Below are 5016 nucleotides of genomic sequence, written 5' to 3'. Positions count from 1 at the left end.
TCGCTATGCCTCGAACTGCTTGAATCGATCTCCTTCGACGAGCAGGGCACCAGCCTGGAAACCAGCGTCGCCCAGATCAAGGCCCTCGGCGTCGATGTCGAAATCGACGATTTCGGCACCGGCTACGCCTCGATCCTGAGCCTGCTCGCGCTCGAGCCGAAACGCCTGAAGATCGACCGGCAGCTCGTCTTCCCGATCACCACCGGCCAGAGCCAGCGCCGGCTGGTCGCCTCGATCGTCGAGATCGGCCAGGCGCTCGGCATCGAGGTGATCGCCGAGGGCGTGGAGACGCTGGAACACGCCAGGATCCTTCGCGACCTCGGCGTCGACGCGTTTCAGGGCTTCTTCTTCGCCCCGCCGCTCGACAACGAGGCGTTTCAGCGCTTCGCGCGGGAGCGCCGCTGGGTCGAACAGTTCGACGTCAACGCCGATCCGCCGGTAGCGGATTGACGGCCGACTTCACCGCACGATCAGACCGTTGACGAACAGCGTTTCGAGATAGCGCGCCGCATCCTCGAACCGGCCCTCGCCCGCCAGCCCCTCGCCGAGAACCGCACGCACCTGGACGTCGAAATCGGCATAATGCTGGGTGGTTGCCCAGATCGAGAAGATCAGGTGGTAGGGATCGACCTTGCGCAGCTTGCCGGCCTTCTGCCAGGCGCGGATGACCTTGGCCTTTTCATCGACCAGATCCTTCAGATCGCCCTTCAGAAAGGCCTCGGTATTGGGCGCGCCCTGGATCACCTCATTGGCGAACAGCCTGCTTTCGCGGGGAAAATCCCGGGCCATCTCCAGCTTGCGGCGGATATAGGAGCGCAGCTCCGCCTCCGGGTCCTTGTCAACATCGAAAACCCTGAGCGGATCGAGCCAGATGTCCATGACACTCTCGATCAGCGCCGAAAACATGGCTTCCTTGGAACGGAAATAATAGAGCACGTTGGGCTTGGACATGCCGGCGACCTCGGCGATCTGGTCCACCGTCGCGCCGCGGAAGCCGTTTGCCGAAAACACGTCGAGGGCGGCTTCGAGAATCACCTCTTCCTTCGCAACCTGGATGCGTGTGCGCCGCTGCGTCTTCGCCGCCCGTGCCGTCATTTTCGCCCGCTTTCTTCTCGTTCTGCCCAGCATTCCATAGACTGTTTCTGCCCAAAATCAATTCATGCCGAAAAGCTGGGCAATTTCTGCCAAATTTGCCGCCGAATTTCATTTTGATCTCTTGAGCCTTGCGATGGAAGCTGTAAAGTTTACCAACCGGTCAAAAACACCACAGACGCCGCAATGGCGCAAATGGGAACAGGGGAGCAAAAAATGGCGGCAGGCGAAAACATGCGGATCAATGGCGACCGCCTTTGGGACGCGCTCATGAAGATGGCGAAGATCGGCCCCGGGGTCGCCGGCGGCAACAACCGCCAGACGCTGACCGACGCGGATGCCGAGGGCCGCGCGCTGTTCAAGACATGGTGCGACGAAGCCGGGCTTTCCATGGGCGTCGACAAGATGGGCACCATGTTCATGACGCGCGCGGGCACCGACCCGGACGCGCTCCCCGTCTATGTCGGCAGCCATCTCGACACCCAGCCGACCGGCGGCAAATATGACGGCGTGCTCGGCGTGTTGTCGGCGCTGGAACTGGTGCGCACGCTCAACGATCTCGACATCAAGACCAAACACCCGATCGTGGTGACCAACTGGACCAATGAGGAGGGCGCGCGCTTTGCCCCCGCGATGATGGCCTCGGGCGTATTCGCCGGTGAGCTGACACTCGATTATGCCTATGGCCGCAAGGACCACGAGGGAAAAAGCTTCGGCGACGAGCTGAAGCGGATCGACTGGATCGGCGATGAGGAGGTCGGCGCGCGCAAGATGCACGCCTATTACGAATATCATATCGAGCAGGGCCCGATCCTCGAGGCCGAGCAAAAGCAGATTGGCGTCGTCACCCACTGTCAGGGCCTGTGGTGGCTGGAATTCACGCTCACCGGCAAGGAGGCCCATACCGGCTCGACGCCGATGGCCATGCGCGTCAATGCCGGCCTTGCGATGGCGCGCATTCTGGAGATGGTGCAGAAGGTGGCGATGGACGCCCAGCCCAACGCCGTCGGCGGCGTCGGTCAGATGGTGTTCAAGCCGAATTCCCGCAATGTGCTGCCCGGCACGGTGACCTTCACCGTCGATATCCGCACCGTCGATCAGGACAAGCTTGATGGCATGCGCGCCGCGATCGAGAAGCAGGCCGCCGAAATCTGCGAGGCGCTCGGTGTCGGCTGTTCGGTGGAGGCGGTCGGCCATTTCGACCCCGTCACCTTCGATCCCGAGCTTGTCGGCAATGTCCGCGAGGCCGCCGTCGAGCTCGGCTACAGCCATATGGACATCGTCTCCGGCGCCGGCCACGACGCCTGCTGGGCCGCCAAGGTGGCCCCCGCCACCATGGTGATGTGCCCCTGCGTCGGCGGATTGTCGCATAACGAGGCCGAGGAGATTTCGAAGGAATGGGCGGTCGCCGGGGCGGATGTGCTGCTGAGGGCGGTGCTGAAGACGGCGGAGATTGTGGAATGATCGCAGGCGCCGTTCCCTCACCCGGCGCATCCGCGCCACCCTCTCCCCACGGGGAGAGGGGGAGCGTGGGGCGCTTTCTGAATAACATCGCAATCACTGTCCAAGACGCGAAGCGCCGCCCCTTCTCCCCTGAGGGGAGAAGGTGGCCGAAGGCCGGATGAGGGGGGCTCATGCCGAACACGCGGACTGAATTCGCACGCACACTTCGTCGCAATGAGACGGATGCAGAGAAAGCGCTCTGGCGCGAGATCAGAAACCGCAATCTGAATGGCTTCAAGTTTGTGCGGCAATATCCGATCGGCCCCTATATCGCCGATTTCGCCTGCCGCGAAAAAGCACTTGTTGTCGAACTGGATGGCGCGCAACATGCCGAGAATATGAAAGATGTGGCGAGGACGCTTTATATCAACAAGGCAGGTTTTTCAGTTATCCGATTCTGGAATGACGAAGTGCTCAAGCAGCGGGATGACGTCCTCGAAACCATAGTCGCCATTCTCGAAGACCGCCTGACGGAAGCCTGCGACGCCACACGTTTCTCACTCGCCACGGAGCACGCCCAATGAAGTCCACGCAAAAGCCCCCGCTGCGCTCTCGCGGCTTCATCGGTGCCAAACCCGCCTCGTCGGTCACCGCCGATACCGGGCCGCAGAAGCTCTCCGGCCCCGCGAAAAGCCGAGGCGCGGTCAAGCCAAACCCGACCGGGGCGCCGAAGGGTCTTGAAGACAACATTCCGCCGCGGCCAAAATGGCGGATCAAGTGAACAGAAATAACGAGAAGCGGAAAACCGCCCGTTGAAAGCATGAAGGGAACAGTTATGAGCACAGTCATCAAGGGCGGCACGGTCGTGACCGCGGACCTCACCTATAAGGCCGATCTAAAGATCGAGGGCGGCACGATCATCGCGATCGGTCCCGATCTTTCCGGCGACGAGACGCTGGACGCCGCCGGCTGCTACGTGATGCCGGGCGGCATCGATCCGCATGTCCATCTCGAAATGCCGTTCATGGGCACTTATTCGTCGGACAATTTCGAAAGCGGCACCCGCGCTGCCGTCGCCGGCGGCACCACGATGGTGGTCGATTTCTGTCTGCCCGACCCCGGCCAGTCGCTGCTCGACGCGCTGAAGCGCTGGGACAACAAGTCGACGCTGGCGAACTGCGACTATTCCTTCCACATGGCGATCACCTGGTGGGACAAACAGGTGTTCGAGGAGATGGAAACCATCGTCAAGGACAAGGGCATCAACACCTTCAAGCATTTCATGGCCTACAAGGGCGCGCTGATGGTGAATGACGACGAGATGTATGCCTCGTTCCAGCGCTGCGCCGAACTTGGCGCGCTGCCGCTGGTCCATGCCGAAAACGGCGACGTGGTGGCCAGCATGCAGGCGAAGCTGCTCGCCGAGGGCAATGACGGCCCGGAAGGCCATGCCTATTCGCGCCCCCCGGAGGTAGAGGGCGAGGCCACCAACCGCGCGATCATGATTGCCGACATGGCGGGCGTGCCGCTCTATGTCGTCCACACATCGTGTGAGCAGAGCCACGAGGCGATCCGTCGCGCGCGCCAGAAGGGGATGCGGGTCTATGGCGAGCCGCTGATCCAGCATCTGACGCTGGATGAAAGCGAATATTTCGACAAGGACTGGGACCATTCCGCCCGCCGGGTCATGTCGCCGCCGTTCCGCAACAAGAGCCATCAGGACAGTCTCTGGGCTGGGCTTCAGGCCGGTTCGCTCTCCTGCGTCGCCACCGACCACTGCGCCTTTACCACCGACCAGAAGCGCACCGGCATCGGCGATTTCACCAAGATCCCGAACGGCACAGGCGGGCTGGAAGACCGGCTACCGATGCTGTGGACATATGGTGTGGCAACGGGCCGGCTGACAATGAACGAGTTCGTCGCCGTCACCTCCACCAATATTGCGAAAATCCTCAACATCTACCCGAAAAAGGGCGCGATCCTGGTGGGCTCGGATGCCGATATCGTGATCTGGGACCCTGCCCGCGAAAAGACGATTTCCGCTTCGAACCAGCAATCGGCGATCGATTACAACGTCTTTGAGGGCAAGCATGTGAAGGGCCTGCCGCGCTTCACGCTGTCGCGCGGCAAGGTGGTCGTGGAGGAGGCGACGGTGAAGACCGAGGAAGGCCACGGTAAGTTCGTCGCCCGCAAGCCCTTCACCGCCGTCAACAAGGCACTTTCCACCTGGAAGGAACTGGTGGCGCCGCGCAAGGTCGAGCGTTCCGGCATTCCTCGCTCCGGGGTCTGAGCCATGGACTGGTCCAATATCGCGGCCTTCGCCGCGACCGAATTCCTGCTCTGTCTGTCTCCCGGCCCGGCGGTGCTGCTGGTGGTCGGGCTGTCGATGCGGCAGGGGTTCTGGCGCTCGCAGGCCGCCGCTGCCGGCATTCTGACGACGAATGCGATCTACTTCGCGCTGTCTGCCGCGGGCGTCGCCTC

General features: G+C 62.2%; 7 protein-coding genes. 6 read left to right on the top strand and 1 reads right to left on the bottom strand.

All coding sequences use genetic code 11. The features are described 5' to 3' along the window. Positions 1-450, top strand: a 450-nt coding sequence (locus B4E36_RS06220) for an EAL domain-containing protein (RefSeq protein ID WP_345900130.1), incomplete at its 5' end; no start/stop codon positions are given. 9 nt (positions 451-459) lie between these two features. On the opposite strand, the gene rutR is transcribed toward B4E36_RS06220, so the two are convergent. Further along, complete coding sequence (gene rutR / locus B4E36_RS06215) at positions 460-1095, bottom strand: HTH-type transcriptional regulator RutR (RefSeq protein ID WP_292054409.1); 636 nt, start codon at positions 1093-1095, stop codon at positions 460-462. Positions 1096-1308: 213 nt separating this feature from the next. Here rutR and B4E36_RS06210 point away from each other — a divergent pair, with 213 nt between their 5' ends. From B4E36_RS06210 to B4E36_RS06190, 5 genes are all read left to right on the top strand, one after another. Then, positions 1309-2556, top strand: a complete 1248-nt coding sequence (locus B4E36_RS06210) for a Zn-dependent hydrolase (protein ID WP_292054406.1) — start codon at positions 1309-1311, stop codon at positions 2554-2556. 170 nt (positions 2557-2726) lie between these two features. Continuing rightward, the gene (locus tag B4E36_RS06205) at positions 2727-3119 is read left to right on the top strand and encodes an endonuclease domain-containing protein (RefSeq protein WP_292054403.1); all 393 of its coding nucleotides are present in this window, start codon (positions 2727-2729) and stop codon (positions 3117-3119) included. Next, positions 3116-3316: a hypothetical protein gene (locus B4E36_RS06200; RefSeq protein WP_292054401.1), complete on the top strand. Its 201-nt coding sequence runs from the start codon at positions 3116-3118 to the stop codon at positions 3314-3316. The genes B4E36_RS06205 and B4E36_RS06200 overlap by 4 nt, the downstream gene beginning before the upstream one ends. Before the next feature lie 54 nt (positions 3317-3370). Beyond that, the gene (gene hydA, locus B4E36_RS06195; RefSeq protein WP_292054398.1) at positions 3371-4825 is read left to right on the top strand and encodes a dihydropyrimidinase; all 1455 of its coding nucleotides are present in this window, start codon (positions 3371-3373) and stop codon (positions 4823-4825) included. Positions 4826-4828: 3 nt separating this feature from the next. Next, positions 4829-5016: LysE family transporter (locus B4E36_RS06190; RefSeq protein WP_345900129.1), on the top strand; the 188-nt coding region annotated here is incomplete at its 3' end.

This window comes from Martelella sp. UBA3392 (genome assembly GCF_002358775.1).
Classification (GTDB): Bacteria; Pseudomonadota; Alphaproteobacteria; order Rhizobiales; family Rhizobiaceae; genus Martelella; species Martelella mediterranea.
The sequence above is the reverse complement of the archived record's forward strand: the minus strand, read 5'-3'. Positions and strand labels throughout refer to the sequence as shown.